The sequence below is a fragment of the Cronobacter turicensis genome (assembly GCF_041222865.1).
GTDB lineage: Bacteria > Pseudomonadota > Gammaproteobacteria > Enterobacterales > Enterobacteriaceae > Cronobacter > Cronobacter turicensis.
Genome location: NZ_CP165997.1, coordinates 3,662,927 through 3,679,646 on the forward strand (window position 1 = coordinate 3,662,927; position 16,720 = coordinate 3,679,646).

The 16,720-nt window shown below is 53.6% G+C and carries 13 protein-coding genes and 1 pseudogene; 4 read left to right on the plus strand and 10 right to left on the minus strand.

Features of this window, described 5'->3' with window-relative positions; all coding sequences use genetic code 11:
- Window positions 1-63: 63 nt before the first annotated feature.
- The 3 genes from lspA to ribF are packed head-to-tail and all read right to left on the minus strand — an operon-like array spanning window position 64 to window position 4,364.
- Window positions 64-561: a signal peptidase II gene (gene lspA / locus AB8W27_RS17500; protein WP_007699831.1), complete on the minus strand. Its 498-nt coding sequence runs from the start codon at window positions 559-561 to the stop codon at window positions 64-66.
- Window positions 561-3,377 (minus strand): isoleucine--tRNA ligase, encoded by a 2,817-nt coding sequence (gene ileS, locus AB8W27_RS17505; protein WP_012815238.1) that lies wholly within the window; start codon window positions 3,375-3,377, stop codon window positions 561-563. The genes lspA and ileS overlap by 1 nt, the downstream gene beginning before the upstream one ends.
- Before the next feature lie 48 nt (window positions 3,378-3,425).
- The gene (ribF, locus tag AB8W27_RS17510; protein ID WP_012815237.1) at window positions 3,426-4,364 is read right to left on the minus strand and encodes a bifunctional riboflavin kinase/FAD synthetase; all 939 of its coding nucleotides are present in this window, start codon (window positions 4,362-4,364) and stop codon (window positions 3,426-3,428) included.
- 317 nt (window positions 4,365-4,681) lie between these two features.
- Between ribF and rpsT the strand changes: the two genes are divergently transcribed.
- The gene (gene rpsT, locus AB8W27_RS17515) at window positions 4,682-4,945 is read left to right on the plus strand and encodes a 30S ribosomal protein S20 (RefSeq protein WP_004386260.1); all 264 of its coding nucleotides are present in this window, start codon (window positions 4,682-4,684) and stop codon (window positions 4,943-4,945) included.
- 77 nt (window positions 4,946-5,022) lie between these two features.
- Here the strand turns inward: rpsT and nhaR are convergent, their stop codons facing one another.
- The 3 genes from nhaR to AB8W27_RS17530 form a co-directional block, all read right to left on the minus strand.
- Window positions 5,023-5,919, minus strand: a complete 897-nt coding sequence (nhaR, locus tag AB8W27_RS17520; protein WP_012815234.1) for a transcriptional activator NhaR — start codon at window positions 5,917-5,919, stop codon at window positions 5,023-5,025.
- A 74-nt stretch (window positions 5,920-5,993) separates the two neighbouring features.
- Window positions 5,994-7,163, minus strand: coding sequence for a Na+/H+ antiporter NhaA (gene nhaA, locus AB8W27_RS17525; RefSeq protein ID WP_012815233.1), 1,170 nt, complete (start codon window positions 7,161-7,163; stop codon window positions 5,994-5,996).
- Between the two features lie 241 nt (window positions 7,164-7,404).
- A complete protein-coding gene (locus tag AB8W27_RS17530; RefSeq protein WP_041923174.1) occupies window positions 7,405-9,498 on the minus strand; it encodes a glycosyl hydrolase family 18 protein in 2,094 nt (697 codons plus the stop codon).
- A 401-nt stretch (window positions 9,499-9,899) separates the two neighbouring features.
- Between AB8W27_RS17530 and AB8W27_RS17535 the strand changes: the two genes are divergently transcribed.
- Window positions 9,900-10,346, plus strand: coding sequence for a membrane protein (locus tag AB8W27_RS17535; protein WP_012815230.1), 447 nt, complete (start codon window positions 9,900-9,902; stop codon window positions 10,344-10,346).
- 21 nt (window positions 10,347-10,367) lie between these two features.
- Window positions 10,368-10,907 carry a glycoside hydrolase family 108 protein gene (locus tag AB8W27_RS17540; RefSeq protein ID WP_041923173.1) on the plus strand — a complete coding sequence of 180 codons (540 nt, stop codon included), beginning with the start codon at window positions 10,368-10,370 and terminating at the stop codon, window positions 10,905-10,907.
- Window positions 10,908-10,955: 48 nt separating this feature from the next.
- Here AB8W27_RS17540 and AB8W27_RS17545 read toward each other — a convergent pair.
- The 4 genes and pseudogenes from AB8W27_RS17545 to dnaK form a co-directional block, all read right to left on the minus strand.
- Window positions 10,956-11,293 (minus strand): annotated as a pseudogene (locus tag AB8W27_RS17545) (phage holin family protein).
- Window positions 11,294-11,478: 185 nt separating this feature from the next.
- Window positions 11,479-12,426, minus strand: coding sequence for a LysR family transcriptional regulator (locus AB8W27_RS17550; RefSeq protein ID WP_012815227.1), 948 nt, complete (start codon window positions 12,424-12,426; stop codon window positions 11,479-11,481).
- A gap of 270 nt (window positions 12,427-12,696) precedes the next feature.
- Window positions 12,697-13,839 carry a molecular chaperone DnaJ gene (gene dnaJ, locus AB8W27_RS17555; RefSeq protein WP_012815226.1) on the minus strand — a complete coding sequence of 381 codons (1,143 nt, stop codon included), beginning with the start codon at window positions 13,837-13,839 and terminating at the stop codon, window positions 12,697-12,699.
- Between the two features lie 84 nt (window positions 13,840-13,923).
- Window positions 13,924-15,840, minus strand: a complete 1,917-nt coding sequence (dnaK, locus tag AB8W27_RS17560; protein WP_012815225.1) for a molecular chaperone DnaK — start codon at window positions 15,838-15,840, stop codon at window positions 13,924-13,926.
- A 291-nt stretch (window positions 15,841-16,131) separates the two neighbouring features.
- On the opposite strand from dnaK, the gene satP reads away from it, so the two are divergent.
- Complete coding sequence (gene satP, locus AB8W27_RS17565) at window positions 16,132-16,698, plus strand: acetate uptake transporter (RefSeq protein ID WP_012815224.1); 567 nt, start codon at window positions 16,132-16,134, stop codon at window positions 16,696-16,698.
- Window positions 16,699-16,720 lie beyond the last annotated feature (22 nt).

Here is a 16,720-nt window from a genome sequence, read left to right on the forward strand (position 1 = left end):
ATCGGGCCTACGGAAGGCCGCACATTCTGTGGGCCGGGTCAGCGAACGCTGCCCGGCCAGGGTTTATGCCGTGGCTTTCTGTTTGGAAGGCAGGAAGCCTTCCAGCACGACTAATGCGGCGCCGATACAGATAGCGGTATCGGCCAGATTGAACGTCGCGAAGTGCCAGTCGCCGACGTAGAAATCAATCATATCGACCACAAAGCCGTGCCACAGACGGTCAAACAGATTGCCCAGCGCGCCGCCAATAATCAGCGCGTAAGCAATGTTGTTGAGCTTCTGGCTCGCCTTCGCGCGATACATCATGACCGCCAGCAGCACGCAGATACCGATAGCGATACCGGCGAAGAACCAGCGCTGCCAGCCGCCTTTGTCCGCGAGGAAGCTGAATGCCGCGCCGTAGTTGCGCGCATAATGCAGATTGAGCGACGGGAACAGCGAGACCGTCTCCCCCAGCGCGAAGTGCTGGAGGATTAACGCCTTGCTACCCAGATCGACAATCAGCACGACCACCACCAGCCACAGCCAGCGCAGACCGGTTGAAAGAATCGGTTTACTCATCAGGCAAACTTACGTTTTTCGCCGTCACCGGCGACGTTGCTGACACAGCGACCGCAGATTTCTGCGTGTTCCGCCACCTTGCCGACATCGGTGGTGTAGTGCCAGCAGCGCGGGCACTTCTCACCTTCGGCTTTTGCGAGCGCCACTTTCAGCCCTTTGAGCAGTTCGCTCTGCTGGGCATCGGCGGCGGCGCTGGCATAATCCTCAACCTTCGCCTGCGAGGTCAACAGGACAAATCGCAATTCCTCGCCAAGCGCGGTGAGTTTAGCCGCCAGTTCCGGCTCCGCGTACAGGGTGACCGCTGCTTCCAGCGAGCCGCCGACTTTCTTATCGGCGCGCGCCTGCTCAATCACCTTGTTCACTTCGCCGCGCACTTTCAGCAGCGCATCCCAGTAAGCGTCGTTCATCGCTTCGGTATCGGCAAGACCAAACAGGCCGTCGTACCATTCGCCGGTAAAGACGTACTTCTCGCGCTCGCCCGGCAGGTAGCCCCACACTTCATCCGCGGTGAAGGAGAGGATCGGCGCCATCCAGCGTACCAGCGCTTCACTGATGTGATAGAGCGCGGTCTGGCAGCTGCGGCGCGCCACGCTGTCGGCTTTCGCCGTGTACTGACGGTCTTTGATGATATCGAGATAGAACGAGCCCATTTCGATGGAGCAGAAGCGCATCAGGCGCTGCACCACTTCGTGGAAATCGTAAGCTTCATACGCTTTCACGATATCGTCCTGCGCGGCTTTCGCGCAGCCGACCGCCCAGCGATCCAGCACGACCATCTCTTCCGGTTTCACCATGTCTTTTACCGGATCGAAACCGTTCAGGTTCGCCAGCAGGAAGCGCGCGGTGTTGCGGATACGGCGATAGCTGTCGGCGGCGCGTTTTAAGATCTCGTCGGAGACGGCCATCTCGCTGGTGTAGTCGGTCGATGCCACCCACAGACGCAAAATATCGGCGCCCAGTTTGTTCATCACATCCTGCGGAGAGACCGTGTTGCCGATGGATTTCGACATCTTGCGGCCCTGACCATCTACAGTGAAACCGTGGGTCAGTACCTGGCGGTACGGCGCTTTGCCTTTCATGGCGGTGGAGATCATCAGCGAAGACATGAACCAGCCGCGATGCTGGTCAGAGCCTTCGAGATACATATCCGCCGCATGGCCGGAAAACTCCGGACGCACGTCAACCACAGACGAGTGGGTGGAACCGGAATCGAACCACACATCGAGCGTATCCGGCACTTTTTCATAGACATCGGCGTCGTCGCCCATGATGTCGCGCGGATCGAGATCCCACCACGCCTGGATGCCGTCCTGCTCAACGCGCTTCGCGACGTCTTCCATCAGCTCCAGCGTGCGCGGATGCAGCTCCTGCGTCTCTTTATGGACGAACAGAGACATCGGTACGCCCCAGGTGCGCTGACGGGAGATACACCAGTCAGGACGGTTGGCGACCATCGATTCGATACGCGCCTGGCCCCAGTCCGGGATCCACTGCACGCCTTTGATCTCTTTCAGAGACTGCGCGCGCAGGCCTTTTTGATCCATGCTGACGAACCACTGCGGCGTGGCGCGGAAGATGATCGGCGTTTTGTGGCGCCAGCAGCACGGATAGCTGTGGACCATTTTCGCGACATTCAGCAGCGCGCCTTTTTCACGCAACAGCTCAACGATCTGATCGTTCGCTTTGAAGACGTTAACGCCATCCAGACCCGGATACGTGCCCGGCAGATACGCGCCGTCCGGACCGACCGGATTCGCAATCTCCAGACCATATTTCTGGCTGATGGTGTAGTCGTCCGGGCCGTGGCCGCCTGCGGTATGCACCGCGCCGGTACCGGCGTCGAGCGTTACGTGCTCGCCGAGAATAGCCGGAACGTCAAAGCCCATGAACGGGTGCGTGAAGCGCATCAGTTCAAGCTGCGCGCCTTTGGTTTCGCCCAGCACGGTGTAATCGGCGACGTTGATGCGCTTCATCACGCTCTCAAGCAGGTCTTTCGCCACGATCAGCGCCTGACCTTCAATCTGCACCAGCACATAGTCGATTTCAGCATGCAGAGAGATAGCGCGGTTCGCCGGCAGCGTCCACGGGGTGGTAGTCCAGATAACCAGCGATACCGGGCCGTTTACGGTCTGCGCGCCGAATTTCGCCGTGACCGCCGCAGCGTCTACCGCGTTAAAGGCGACGTCGATGGACGGCGACGTTTTGTCGTAATACTCCACTTCCGCTTCAGCGAGCGCGGAGCGGCAGTCGACACACCAGTGCACCGGCTTGGCGCCTTTGTGCAGATGGCCGTTGCCGATGATTTTACCGAGCGCGCGAATGATGTTGGCTTCGGTTTTGAAATCCATGGTCAGGTACGGGTGCGACCAGTCGCCCAGCACGCCCAGACGGATAAAGTCTTTACGCTGGCCGTCAACCTGAGTCGCCGCGTATTCACGGCATTTGGCGCGGAATTCGGCCGCGGTGAATTTCTCACCCGGCTTGCCAAACTCTTGTTCCACTTTCAGCTCGATCGGCAGGCCATGGCAGTCCCAGCCCGGCACGTACGGAGAGTCATAACCGGCAAGCCCTTTGGACTTCACGATAATGTCTTTCAGAATCTTGTTAACCGAGTGACCAATATGAATGCTGCCATTCGCATACGGAGGGCCATCATGCAGAATGAAGGTTTTTTTGCCTTTTTTGGCTGCACGAATGATGCCGTACAGGTCATCATCGGTCCAACGCGCCAGCATTCCCGGTTCGCGCTTAGCGAGATCGCCGCGCATCGGGAACCCTGTTTCCGGCAAATTCAGGGTTGATTTATAGTCACTCATCAGATTCTCGGTTCCGTATTTCGGTTTGATAATTAGCCGATTCAGGCGTTACGCCGGTGTCGGTAGCCCAAAAAAGTCGCGGGCGGTGATCACGTCTCTGGAGATTTGCGCCTTGAGTTCATCAAGCGAGGCAAACCGCTGTTCATTACGTATTTTTTTACGCAGCACTACATCTATATGGCGGCCGTAGAGGTCGATTGCAACGTCCAGCAAGTGAACTTCCAGCTGCTGACGCAGGCCGGCCACCGTCGGGCGGGTGCCGATATTGGCGACGCCGGGCAGCGGTTTATCGCTGATGCCCAGCACTTCCACCGCATACACGCCCTTAACGGGCGAAACCTGACGGCGCAGCGGTAAGTTCGCCGTCGGGAAACCTATGGTGCGCCCGAGCGCATCGCCGTGGACCACGCGCCCGGAGATGGCGAATGGCCGTCCGAGCAGGTTTTCCGCGAGGCTTAAGTCGTCCTGCGCGAGCGCCTGGCGTACGGCGGTGCTGCTGATACGCACGCCCTCTTCGCAAAACGTTTGCGTGCTGGTGACTTCAAAGCCATATTCGCGCCCGGCTTTCTGTAATAACAAGAAATCCCCTTCGCGACCAGCGCCAAAGCGGAAATCGTCTCCGGTCGCCAGGAATTTCACGCCGAGACGCTCTACCAGCAGATCGCTCACGAAGTTCTGGGCCGTCAGCGCGGCAAAGCGGCGGTCGAAGCGAATGCACAGCACGTAATCCACGCCGCAACGGGCGAGATAGCGCAGCTTTTCACGCAAACGGGTGAGCCGCGCAGGCGCTTTATCGGCTGCGAAAAGTTCGAGCGGCTGCGGCTCGAAAATCATGACCATGACGGGAAGGCCGCGTTCGCGCCCTTGCGCGCATAGCCCGCTCAGCAAAGCCTGGTGACCACGATGCACGCCATCGAAATTGCCGATGGTCAGCACGCAACCGTGATGCTCAGAGGTGAGATTATGTATGCCGCGTATCAGCTTCATGACTGGCTCAGAACAGTGAAAATCGTCGGATTATACCTTGTACAGCCTTTAAGGTTAACCGACGATTTGGCCCTGTCAGCCATAAACCGGCAACGATTTCATCGCGCTGCGTCAGGGTTTCGCACTGAACGCGAATTTTGTCCCACAAAGACTGTATTCGCACGAGGCAAGCTGGTAGAATCTTGCGCCATCACTACGTAACGAGCACCGCATAACAACGGCGCTTATTTGCACAAATCCATTGACAAAAGAAGGCTGAAAGGGCATATTCCTCGGCCTTTGAATTGTCCACATAGATCATATTTGGGAGTTGGACCTTGGCTAATATCAAATCAGCTAAGAAGCGTGCCGTTCAGTCTGAAAAGGCCCGTAAGCACAACGCAAGCCGTCGCTCTATGATGCGTACTTTCGTTAAGAAAGTGTACGCAGCGATTGAAGCTGGCGACAAAGCTGCAGCACAGAAAGCATTTAACGAAATGCAACCAATCGTGGATCGTCAGGCTGCTAAAGGTCTGATCCACAAAAACAAAGCTGCTCGTCATAAAGCGAACCTGGCTGCACAGATTAGCAAACTGGCTTAATCGCCGTTGGTTGTCGCTTTGTTGAAAGCAGTTTGTTAAAAAAACCCGCATTTGCGGGTTTTTTTATGCCTGATGATTTATTTTGGCGGGACAAACAGCGCCGAGTAGTCGCGATTACAGATACGCTGCACCGCCGGATGCTGGATCATCCTCTCCGCAAAAATCGCGTGATACTCTTCCATCACGTTATCCATGCGCCCTATCTCAACAATATTGTCATCTTCATAAAAATCGTGCGCGTAGAGGCTTGGCGCGACGAATACGGCATTATGCGCCGCGCCAAAGGCTTTCATTAACGCCGCGTCGTCAAATTCACCGAGGATTTCCACTTTCAGCCCTTGTGAGTGGATCCAGTTGAGTAATTTACGCCCGAGCATGGAACGACGCCCCGGTATCAACAGCCGACGTTCTTCAAGACACGCCGGGAACGGCTTTGTCGGCGCCGGGCTCTGACACCAGAAGCTCACGCTACACTCGCCGATTTTGACGGAAAACAGGCCCGCCTGTTGCGTGGAGTCGATGGGGCAGTCGGAAATAATCATATCGAGTTTATGCTGGCTCAGCTGTTCCAGCAGCATCTCATGCGTCGATTCAAAGCAGCGCAGGTGGATTTGCTCGTCTTCCACCACCGCTGCGTCCAGCACGCCGCTGACCAGCCTTTTGGAAAGCGCATCCGCCACGCCGACATCAAACAGCAAATGGGATTCTTTGCGATAGTTGATGATGTCCAGCATCTCCTGGCTTAACGTAAACATCCGGTCGGCGTAACGAAACACCAGTTGCCCGAGCTCACTGGGCTCAAGGCCCCTTCCCTTACGCTTAAACAGTTTGCCCTGTAGCCTCTCCTCAAGCGCTTTTATCTGTCCGGTAATGGTTTGCGGCGTAAGGTAGAGCGCTTCGGCGGCGCCCACGACCGATCCTTCCTTACAAACCTGCCAGAAATAATATAAGTGGTTGTAATTGATATGAGACATAAACGCGCGTTCTCTCTGGCGTCCCTGAGGGCAAAGCGGCCTTCGCTCCGAAAGGCCGCATAATCAAGCGGGCGTTAACGCGCCCCGGATAAATGGCTGCGCAACAGCGCATACCCAATGACCGCAGCCAGTAATGAACCGACCAGAATGCCAAGCTTCGCCCAGGTCACCAGCGCGGCGTCAACATCACCGAAGGCCAGCGACGCGATGAAAATGGACATCGTAAAGCCGATACCGCACAGCACGCCGACGGCCAGAATCGTTTTCTGACTGACGCCCGGCGGGAGCGTGGCCCACTTAAGCTTGACGGCCAGCGCGCAAAACAGGCTTATGCCCAGCGGCTTGCCAATAAACAACCCGGCGATGATGCCCAGCGGCAGCAGTGAGGTCAGTCCCGCCAGCGTGACGCCCTCAAGCGAAACGCCTGCGTTGGCAAAGGCAAACAGCGGCAGGATCATAAAACCCACCCACGGGTGCAGCGCATGCTCAAGCGAGCCTGCGGGCGAATGCCCTTTCTCCGCTTTAAGCGGCACAAAAAAGCCGATAATCACGCCTGCCAGCGTGGCATGTACGCCCGATTTCAGCACCGCCGTCCAGAGCACCACGCCCACCAGAATATAGACGCCGACGCGACGCACGTTGCAGATATTCAGCAAGGCCAGTACGGCGATAGCGCCTGCCGCCACCATCAGCGATACCATCGACAGCGAACTGGTATAGAACAGCGCAATAATCACAATCGCGCCCAGATCGTCGATGATAGCCAGCGCCATCAGGAAAATTTTCAGCGCAGGCGGCACGCGGCTGCCGAGCAGCGCCAGAATGCCCAGCGCGAATGCGATATCCGTCGCCGCCGGGATAGCCCAGCCCGCGCGCGTTACCGGGTCCTGATAGTTGAACGCCAGGTACAGCGCGGCCGGAAGCACCATGCCGCCCAGCGCGGCGATGACCGGCAGCGAAGCCTGCCGACGGCTGGCGAGCGAGCCCAGTACCAGTTCCCGCTTCACCTCCAGCCCCACGACCAGGAAGAACACAGCCATCAGGGCATCGTTCACCCACAGCAGCATGTTCTTTTTAATCTCCAGCGCCCCGAATTTTAATTCTACCGGCGTGCTGAGAAAGCCTGAGTAGAGATCCTGCGTGGCATTAAGGTTTGCCAGAAGCATGGCCAGCGCGGCGGCGGCAATCAGCACAATGCCACCCGCAGCGTCACTTTTAAAGAAACGTTGTACCGTTTTTATCATCGTTGTCCATCCAGAATTATGGAGTCACATCTCCATTTACTTACACCAGGTATAAGGATAGCGTGGATTACTCATCGGAAAAGCAGTTTATTCAACGTTTAATAATCGTTAAAAACGAACTATCAACGCTGCGTCGGGATAAAAGGCGGGCATAAAAAAAGCCCCGGTAATCCTTACCCGGGGCCAGAGTTCCGCTCAAATAACGGGCGGAGCGGAAAAAATATGTCAGGAAGCAAGACGATTAATATGTCCCCAAATCGGTCCAGACCTGATAAGGCCCGCTGTTGAGATCGGGCTGTTCGCCCTGGGAATACCAGTTCACCTGATAGTTATGCCCTTTCCAGCTAACCTTCTCGAAAGTGCCCCATTTCGCGCCATAAATGGTGCTGGCATTCCAGAGCGCATAAGGCGCGCTGCCGGAACCACTGGTATCAGGCGTCGGGGTGGGGACGGGAGTAGGTTCCGGATCCGGATCCGGGACCGGCGTCGGCGCAGGCGTATCGCCGCCGGTGGATGAGGAGCTTGCCGGTACGGCGGTGACGACAAAACGCTGCTGCGAAGACGGCTCATTTTTGCTGTCGCGTACAAACAGCGTGAACTGGTAATCGGTGCTCTGGGTGACTACCGGCACATCAAACTCAATCACGGCGGCGCTTTTATCCGCCACGATGATCGTCGACGGCACGCCCCAGCTGAAACTCAGCGCGTCATTATCTTCATCGTGCGACGCCTCGCCGGAAAGCTGAATGCGCGAACCGCCGACGACACGCAACTGAATGGCCGCCACCGGCGCATGGTTGATGGTCGGTTGCGGCTCGCTGTCGCTGCCGCTGCTATCAGGCTCGGACACATTAATGCCTTCGAAATAGAACGGCTTCATATCTACCGTCTGGGTTTCGATTTCATATCCCAGTCCTTCGCGCGCAGCGTTCACCAGCACGCCGTTATCCTGGTCGATAGTCCAGGTAAACAGCCCGCCAAGGTTACGTGACGCGGCATACTGGCCTTTGGCTTTTACCGAACGCGGCGTATCAAGCGACATAAACAGTTTGCTTTGCGGGTTGTAGAGGTAGTCCGCATTGGCGACTTTATCGGTATAGACGTTAAAGCCGTTACGCCCTTTCTGGTTTTCCAAATCCAGGTAGTTGTAAATGGTGTCATACCATTCGGTGCTGCCGGATTCGAAAGAGCCGGTGGTAGTGCCGTTGCCTGGCGTATACGCGCCTTTAAGCGGTGAGAAGCTCTCAATAACCGCGTTACGGGCGTTGCGGGTATAGCCAGCGTAACCGATGTTGATACGATCGGACGGGAAGCCTTCGGCAATCAGGTAATCCACCACCGCCTCGATACTCCAGCCGCCCGCCGTGAGCGGCGTCAGGTTGGTGTGGTGGGTCAGCGTTTCAGCCCACGGCGTGCCGAAGAAGTCATAGGTCATCACGTTAATCGCGTACAGACCGGCGTTCAGCAATGCCTTAACGTTAGAATATTCCAGAGTAGAAACAACGGCCGAGCTGGCAATGGAGATTTTGACATCGCTGCGCCCTGCTGCGCTAAGCTGTTTTTTCATCTCCGCGATAAGCAGCGCATAGTTTGCGCCATCTTCCGGTCCATGTGGGTTGCCGTTACCTTCCGCATTCGGGTATTCCCAGTCGATATCCACTTCGCTGAACATCGGGAATTGTTTAAAGAGTTTCACCACACCGGCTGCGAAAGTTTTGCGCGAGGAGTCCGTCTTCGACATCTCATGGAAGCCGTTACTCATAGTCCAGCCGCCGATACTCATAGACAGCGCCAGCGTATGCCCCTGCTGCTTCGCTCTTTGTTGCAGATCGCGCAGGCCGCCTAACAGCCCTTTGGTGGTGGCCTGCGTTACCGTTGCCGGATCGATATCCCAGCCGCTGGTGGTATGTCCGCAGTTCACATAAGACTGGAAATCGCCCCACGGATCCAGGAAGGTCGGTTCGTTGGTGTTTTTATTCGTCTGACGCGCGGCGTTTTCAATGGTGTACTGCTTTTCGCCTTTGTCGCCGACAATGCCAAGGAAGCCGAAAACAATTTTGTCATAAGCGGTAGGAGAGACCTTCGCAAGATCATAGCCGCGCCCACGGTTGGAAGGGCTGTCATCCCCTTCCAGACGCCCATCGTATTGCGACCAGTCGGTATAATATCCAAACACTTTTGGTTTATTAGCAGCCTTATATTTGTTATATACCGGTTTCGCCACGCGGGCTGAGGTATAACTATATTTTTCTACTTCGCTTGCAGGATTAAAGCCATCAGCGGCATTACTGGTTTCAGTCAGGCTGTCGCCCTGAATTAATTTACTTGTAGCCATGTTTATTTTCCTTCGTGAAAAGTGAGTGCAGTACTTTCTGCGCTAACTATCATGATCGGCCGCTTTGCATTCCTCCAGTCACAATCAATAAAAATGAGATTAAAAAACAGCAATGATTTAAATAACCATTACAAAACAATAAACAAAAGACATCTTTTTATTTTTTCCTTTTAATATTCAGCATATTGAAATTGGATATATCATATATTAAAGATTAAGTGTCTTTTAATTTGCAATTAAGAGGAAGTTAATAAGCCAGAAAAAGCGTGATCTGGACTACCGTTTCGCCACATAAAAACATTTTTTTATTTTATTCTGTGGAAATTAATTAAATGCATCCCTACTCTTAAAGGCGCCAGAGAACCTCCCGATATATATTTATATCTGTTCACAGGTGATATATGAAAAGTTATCTGATTAACCATAATTGCATTTTCACTGAGTCAAATAATGAATTAAAAAATACTGATAACGCATGCGTTATAAAAATGACTACCATGCGGGCACGATGTTTAAGTTTTATTATTGAAAACGCCAAAAACGGTGTAATAGAAAAGCAGCAAATCGCCGCCGTCCTGTGGGGAAACCGGGGCCAGTTCATCAGCGACGCCAACCTGACGCAGGTGCTGTATCTGCTACGCCGGGATCTGCGCGCTCTCGGGATCAACGACCTCTTCGTCACCATTCCCAAGCTCGGCATCAAAGTAAACGATGATGTGCCGGTCGACATTCTGACCGAAGAAAAAAAGAAAAAGCCTAAACGCGCGTTCTGGACCGTGGCGGTATTTGCCATGTTTATCCTTGGCGTCCTGACGCTTTTGACCCTGACGGATGTGAGTAATCCTTAATCTCTGTTGCGAGGAATCATTATGAATCCTGTTATCGACGGCATTCTGAATCTTGAAGGAAGCTATGTGGATCATCCGGCGGATCGCGGCGGCCTGACAAAATGGGGAATTACCGAGAAGACGGCAAGAGCGCATGGCTATAAAGGCGACATGCGTGATTTGAGCCGCGAAGAGGCTTACCGCATTCTGGAAGAAGACTACTGGACGGCGCCAGGATTCGACCGCGTCGCGCAGTATTCGCTGCCAATTGCCTTTGAGCTGTGCGAAGCGGGTACAAATATTGGGCCTTCTATCCCCGCACGCTGGTTGCAGCGCTGGCTGAATGTTTTCAATCACCAGCAGAGTAACTACCAGGACTTAACCGTGGACGGCGTTATCGGAAAAAACACGCTGAAGGCGTTGCAAGCGTACCTGGACAAACGCGGTAAGGAAGGTGAAGGCGTGCTGGTAAAAGCGCTGAACTGTACGCAAGGTGACTACTATCTGGATATCACGGAGAAACGTGAGGCGAACGAAGCTTTTATCTATGGCTGGCTGCGAGAGAGAGTGACCCTTTCATAGACATCCGGTGCAAAAAAGCCCGCTGACCACAGCGGGCTTTTTCTTTGCTTATTTCAACAGAGAGGCGCCAGTCAGGAAGTTTTTCACCTTCTCACTCAGCACCCGCAGTATCGGGGTGGCAAATACCCCCCGAGCCCGGCGACCATAAGCACCATATTAAAACTCATGTTACGGTCAATCGCCGCCACGCTCAGCAGGAAAGAGGTAAAACAGGAGATAGCTATCTGGGCCAGACAATCCATGATGTCTTTATGGGTTTCGTTCTTTTCACGCTTCATCAGGTAACTGACAAAGCCACCCCAGCCACCGATAGCAATAATGGTTAATAAGATTTCCAGTTCGACAAGAACCAGTTTTGGCGTTGCGACATGAGCAGCAATAGACATAATAAACCTCGGTAATAATAAGTAGACGATAAATAATTACGCCGTCTGGCGATGCGATAAAGTTAGCAATCTAACCAATAGGAGGCTAATCATTTAATATCAATATTGCGGAACGAATTTACCTTTAGCCTCGCTGTTATTTTTACCGGACAGGTTTATGATGTGATTTACAGGATTAAGAAAAACTATTTACGATAAGTGATAAGAGTTTGTAGCATAGCAATAACATCTCTAATCTCGTCGCGTTGCGGGTTACCATGATGCCAGGCAGCGTAAACTTTAATTATTTCAAACTCTATCGTGTCTGGTAGGTCTATTAATGCAATCCGATACCTTCCTTGCTTTTGAAAAAAACGCGCTATCTTTTCCGGCAATATTGCGATCATGGAAGAGTTTTCAATAATACTTAATAAGCCATTTATTGAATCTGTATTGTAACCGACAGAAAAGTAGCTATTAAAAAATGAGAAAGATTCATTATTCGTGATATCTTTTTTTAGCGCCGGTGTTATCCCATAAGGATGATAAACAGCATGCCGCGAGGTAAAAAGATTCGCCAGCGTCAACTGCTGTAGTTCACAAAGCGGATTCTGAACATTGCAAACCGCTTTATAACTCCGGTACTGATCAACGATGACCTGCTCAATGTCCTGGTCGCTGAAATAATGGCTGGATATCAGCAGATCGGCTTTGCCGTTTTTTAGCTCATTGATTCTCTGAGGATAATCTTTTCCGGTAGCTGATGAGTAATATAAACGGAAACGGTCAAACATTTCCATATCAAATAGTTGCGAGATGTAGTACTGCTCGCTGACATCGTCACCCATCATTTTTATTTCACACCAGGGCGCTATCCTGACGTCGTGTTCAAAGGTAGCGTCAATCATATCCAGTACCCGGCTATAGGCGCGATGAATTTGGTGGGCGCGCGGTGTCGGCGTCAGGCCCTCACGGGTACGAATAAAAAGTTCTTCATTGTAGGTTTGCTGTAATCGTTGAATGGCGAGTGTAATGGCAGCAGGGGTGACCTGAAGTTGCCGGGATGCGCGTGTGGCATTGCCCGCAGTGATTACCGCATCAAGGACTTTGATCAGGTTATAATCAAATTCTTTGACACCCTTCTTCTTCTTCATGTTGCGGAGTGTCCTGGTGCCGGGGGAGAGGTAACAAAATATAAGGTTCAGCGTCCTCTGGCAAAATCAATTTATCTCTTCTGTAACGTGTCTTGTCTAAAATAGCGGTGTAACCCGCATTATTCCTTCCGCTGTAGGTTGGTTCGCACTCGCGGATGTTAATATTAGTTCTGAAGCTATTTATTCAGATTAAGTAAAAGCTGAGCATAAAAAAGCCTGAAACGGTATTTACCATTTCAGGCTGAAAAATGATTCGTTAAAACCGAGGTATTAACGCGTTAAATCATCAAAGAACTTTTTCACGCCGTCGAAGAAGCTTTTAGAACGCGGACTGTTCTTTTCGCCGGTAGGACCGCCGAAACTTTCCTGCAGTTCCTGAAGCAACGCTTTCTGACGATCGTTCAGGCCGACCGGGGTTTCCACCACGACACGGCACAGCAAATCGCCCTGCGCGCCGCCACGGACCGATTTCACGCCTTTACCGCGCATACGGAACAGCTTGCCGGTCTGGGTCTCATGCGGCACTTTCAACATCACGCGTCCATCCAGCGTCGGCACTTCGATTTCACCGCCCAGCGCCGCCATCGCAAAGTTGATCGGCACTTCGCAGTAGAGGTTATTGCCTTCACGCTCGAAGATCGGGTGCTGTTTCACCTGTACCTGAACGTACAGATCGCCTGCCGGCGCGCCCTGCTCGCCCGCTTCGCCTTCACCAGCCAGACGGATACGATCGCCGGTATCGACGCCCGCCGGGATTTTCACCGACAGCGTTTTAGTTTTCTCGATACGACCATGACCGTGGCAGTTGTTGCACGGATCTTTAATCAGCGTACCGCGGCCCTGACAGTGCGGACAGGTCTGCTGGACAGCGAAAAAGCCCTGACGCATCTGCACCTGGCCCGCGCCGTGACAGGTCGGGCAGGTCTGCGGCTGGCTGCCGGGTTTGGCGCCGTTACCGTGGCAGACTTCACACTCTTCCAGCGTCGGGATGCGAATTTCTTTCGTGACGCCACGTACCGCTTCTTCGAGCGTCAGTTCCATGTTGTAGCGTAAATCCGCGCCGCGCGAGGCGCGACGACCACGTCCGCCACCGAAGATATCGCCGAAGACATCACCGAAAATATCGCTGAAGTCTGCGCCGTTGCCAAAGCCGCCGCCACCGAAACCGCCGCCGCCCATACCGCCTTGTTCAAAGGCTGCGTGGCCGTACTGATCATACGCCGCGCGTTTTTGCGCGTCGGTGAGGATTTCGTAAGCTTCTTTAATCTCTTTGAATTTTGCTTCGGCCTCTTTATCACCCTGGTTACGGTCCGGGTGAAATTTCATGGCCAGGCGTTTATACGCCTTTTTTATTTCACGCTCGTCCGCCGTTTTCGGGACGCCTAAAATTTCGTAATAGTCTTTCTTCGCCATGTTTTATCTGCCCCTGACATGCGTGCACGGGCGTGGAGAAACTCCTACGCCCGTGCCAGTGTTATCTACCCTGCATCAGGGCGATTATTTTTTGTCTTTAACTTCTTCGAACTCAGCGTCAACGACGTCGTCATCTTTCGCATTGTTCGCAGAAGCGTCAGCGGAGCCCGCCTGCTGCTGAGCATGCTGCTGCTGAGCGATTTCCATCAGTTTCTGGGAAACCTGCGCCAGCGCCTGCATTTTCGCTTCGATATCCGCTTTGTCTTCGCCTTTCAGGGACGCTTCCAGCGCGCTCAGTGCGGATTCGATTGCGGTTTTATCATCAGCCGGCAGTTTGTCGCCTGCTTCTTCAACCTGCTTACGGGTGCTGTGCACCAGGTGATCCGCCTGGTTACGGGTCTGCACCAGCTCTTCGAACTTACGGTCAGCTTCAGCGTTCGCTTCGGCTTCGCGCACCATTTTCTGGATTTCGTCTTCGTTCAGACCAGAAGAAGCCTTGATGGTGATTTTCTGTTCTTTACCGCTGTTTTTGTCTTTCGCAGACACGTGCAGAATACCGTCGGCGTCGATGTCGAAGGTAACTTCGATCTGCGGCATGCCGCGCGGCGCCGGGTTAATGCCATCCAGGTTGAACTGACCCAGAGACTTGTTATCCGCAGCACGTTTACGCTCACCCTGCAGCACATGGATGGTCACGGCAGACTGGTTGTCTTCAGCTGTCGAGAACACCTGGCTGTGCTTGGTCGGGATGGTGGTGTTTTTAGTGATGAGCGGAGTCATCACGCCACCCATGGTTTCGATACCCAGAGACAGCGGGGTAACGTCCAGCAGCAGTACGTCTTTCACGTCACCGGTCAGTACGCCGCCCTGAACCGCTGCGCCGATAGCGACAGCTTCGTCCGGGTTAACGTCTTTACGCGGCTCTTTACCGAAGAACTCAGCCACTTTCTTCTGAACCATCGGCATACGGGTCTGACCGCCGACCAGGATAACGTCGTTGATGTCAGACACAGACAGGCCAGCGTCCTGCAGCGCGACTTTCAGCGGCTCGATAGAACGGTTCACCAGGTCTTCCACCAGGCTTTCCAGTTTCGCGCGAGTCACTTTGATGTTCATGTGTTTCGGCCCGGTCGCGTCTGCGGTGATGTACGGCAGGTTCACGTCGGTCTGCTGCGCAGAAGAGAGCTCGATTTTCGCTTTTTCTGCGGCTTCTTTCAGGCGCTGCATCGCCAGCGGGTCGTTACGCAGGTCAATGCCCTGATCTTTCTTAAATTCTTCAACCAGATAGTTAATCAGGCGGCTGTCGAAGTCTTCACCACCCAGGTGGGTGTCGCCGTTGGTTGCCAGTACTTCGAAGGTTTTTTCGCCGTCCACTTCATCGATTTCGATGATAGAAATATCGAACGTACCACCACCCAGGTCATAGACCGCGATGGTGCGGTTACCGGTTTCTTTATCGAGGCCGTAAGCCAGCGCAGCGGCAGTCGGTTCGTTGATGATACGTTTTACTTCCAGACCCGCGATACGGCCGGCGTCTTTGGTCGCCTGGCGCTGCGCGTCGTTGAAGTAAGCCGGAACGGTAATAACCGCTTCAGTCACCGGCTCGCCCAGGTAATCCTCGGCGGTTTTTTTCATTTTTTTCAGCACTTCCGCGGAGATCTGCGGCGGCGCCATTTTCTGGCCTTTCACATCCAGCCAGGCATCGCCATTGTCAGCGGAAATGATTTTGTACGGCATGATAGACTCGTCACGCTGTACTTCTTCGTCCTGGAAGCGGCGACCGATCAGGCGTTTGATCGCAAACAGGGTGTTCTGCGGGTTAGTCACTGCCTGACGTTTAGCCGGCTGACCTACCAGAGTTTCACCATCCTGAGTGTATGCAATGATTGAAGGCGTGGTGCGATCGCCTTCCGCATTTTCCAGCACGCGAGCCTGAGTGCCATCCATAATCGCTACACAAGAGTTGGTTGTACCCAGGTCAATACCAATAATTTTACCCATCTAAACGTCTCCACTAAAAAATCGTCATCATGTGGTATGAACCTGTTATGCGGGCTAACGGTGGGGATTCAACCGTCCACCGCCCTTTTTTTCAGGCTCATCCATTGCGGTTGACTACAAGATGGGGTCAGCTTGTCCGCCATCAAGGGGCAAAGCGCAAAATTTTTTTATTTTCTCCCTTCCCAGATCATAGACGGCGCGAAACGGCCTGATTATGATGCCGCGCCCCGTCACGGAAGATAACGTCCGGGGCGTTACTTTTTGCAAATTTTCTTATTCTTTTGAGGGTTTATGGGCAACATTAAGTTGGCTAATCCGGCCCCCCTGGGGTTAATGGGCTTTGGTATGACTACCATTCTGCTCAATCTGCACAATATCGGGATGTTCCCGCTGGACGGCATTATTCTGGCGATGGGGATTTTCTACGGCGGTATCGCGCAAATTTTTGCCGGTCTGCTGGAATATAAAAAAGGCAATACGTTCGGCTTAACGGCGTTCACGTCTTATGGTTCGTTCTGGCTGACGCTGGTCGCAATCCTGCTGCTGCCGAAAATGGGTCTGGCGGAAGCGGCCAACGGGCATTTCCTGGGCGTTTACTTAGGCATCTGGGGCGTGTTCACGCTGTTTATGTTCTTCGGCACGCTGGGCAGCGCCCGCATGCTGCAATTCGTGTTCCTGAGCCTGACGGTGCTGTTCGCGCTGCTGGCTGTCGGTCACCTGATGGATAATGAAAGCATCGTACATATCGCAGGCTGGATTGGCCTGGTGTGCGGCGCGAGCGCTATCTGGCTGGCGATGGGCGAAGTGCTGAACGAACAGTACGGTCGCACCGTACTGCCGATCGGCGAGAAACACTGATTTACCCGACGTCGTGCCTGCG

Excerpts from the sequence above, each read along its gene's own strand:
- satP (WP_012815224.1), top strand. The coding sequence starts at position 16,132 with ATGGGCAACATTAAGTTGGCTAATCCGGCCCCCCTGGGGTTAATGGGC.
- dnaK (WP_012815225.1), bottom strand. The coding sequence starts at position 15,840 with ATGGGTAAAATTATTGGTATTGACCTGGGTACAACCAACTCTTGTGTA.
- AB8W27_RS17540 (WP_041923173.1), top strand. The coding sequence starts at position 10,368 with ATGAATCCTGTTATCGACGGCATTCTGAATCTTGAAGGAAGCTATGTG.
- ileS (WP_012815238.1), bottom strand. The coding sequence starts at position 3,377 with ATGAGTGACTATAAATCAACCCTGAATTTGCCGGAAACAGGGTTCCCG.
- AB8W27_RS17550 (WP_012815227.1), bottom strand. The coding sequence starts at position 12,426 with ATGAAGAAGAAGAAGGGTGTCAAAGAATTTGATTATAACCTGATCAAA.
- AB8W27_RS17535 (WP_012815230.1), top strand. The coding sequence starts at position 9,900 with ATGAAAAGTTATCTGATTAACCATAATTGCATTTTCACTGAGTCAAAT.
- AB8W27_RS17530 (WP_041923174.1), bottom strand. The coding sequence starts at position 9,498 with ATGGCTACAAGTAAATTAATTCAGGGCGACAGCCTGACTGAAACCAGT.
- dnaJ (WP_012815226.1), bottom strand. The coding sequence starts at position 13,839 with ATGGCGAAGAAAGACTATTACGAAATTTTAGGCGTCCCGAAAACGGCG.
- nhaR (WP_012815234.1), bottom strand. The coding sequence starts at position 5,919 with ATGTCTCATATCAATTACAACCACTTATATTATTTCTGGCAGGTTTGT.
- ribF (WP_012815237.1), bottom strand. The coding sequence starts at position 4,364 with ATGAAGCTGATACGCGGCATACATAATCTCACCTCTGAGCATCACGGT.
- lspA (WP_007699831.1), bottom strand. The coding sequence starts at position 561 with ATGAGTAAACCGATTCTTTCAACCGGTCTGCGCTGGCTGTGGCTGGTG.
- nhaA (WP_012815233.1), bottom strand. The coding sequence starts at position 7,163 with ATGATAAAAACGGTACAACGTTTCTTTAAAAGTGACGCTGCGGGTGGC.